General features: G+C 56.8%; 1 protein-coding gene and 1 pseudogene. Both read left to right on the top strand.

What is annotated here, in order from left to right; genetic code table 11:
* A pseudogene (locus ACFQ2O_RS22685) lies at nucleotides 1-172 on the top strand (arginase); the annotation flags it as partial.
* 182 nt (nucleotides 173-354) lie between these two features.
* Nucleotides 355-500: glycosyltransferase family 9 protein (locus ACFQ2O_RS22680; RefSeq protein ID WP_377533344.1), on the top strand; the 146-nt coding region annotated here is incomplete at its 3' end.

Below are 500 nucleotides of genomic sequence, written 5' to 3'. Positions count from 1 at the left end.
CCTGTGCCGCGCCCTGCTCGAAAACGACCGGGTAGTGTGCTTCGAGATGGTGGAAATCAACCCTACTCTCGACTCCGAAAACACCATGGCCCAGAACGCCTTCGATATCCTCGAAGCCGCCACCGACGCCATTCAGAACCGCCTGCGCCTGGCCGAAGTGGTCAGCCGGTAGCGGTGACTGCGTGAAAACCAACCTCATGCTGAGCATGTGGCGCATAGAGCCAGGGTCGGAGCCGCAGTCGAAGCATCTTCTCTACAGCAATACTATTCCCATTGATTACAACGAAGCAGTAGAGATGCTTCGACTCCGCTGCGCTGCACTCAGCATGACACCGTTCTTTCACGCGTAACTCAATGAAGATTCTGATTCTGCGGTTTTCCTCCATCGGCGACATCGTGCTGACTACACCTGTTATCCGCGCCGTGAAGCAGCAGGTGGCGGGGGCCGTGCTGCACTTTGCCACTAAACCGGCTTTCCGCGGAATCGTGGAAAACAACCC

The sequence above is a fragment of the Pontibacter rugosus genome, from assembly GCF_042678745.1.
Classification (GTDB): Bacteria; Bacteroidota; Bacteroidia; order Cytophagales; family Hymenobacteraceae; genus Pontibacter; species Pontibacter rugosus.
Note: the sequence above shows the minus strand (reverse complement) of the source record. Positions and strands in the feature narration are given on the sequence as shown.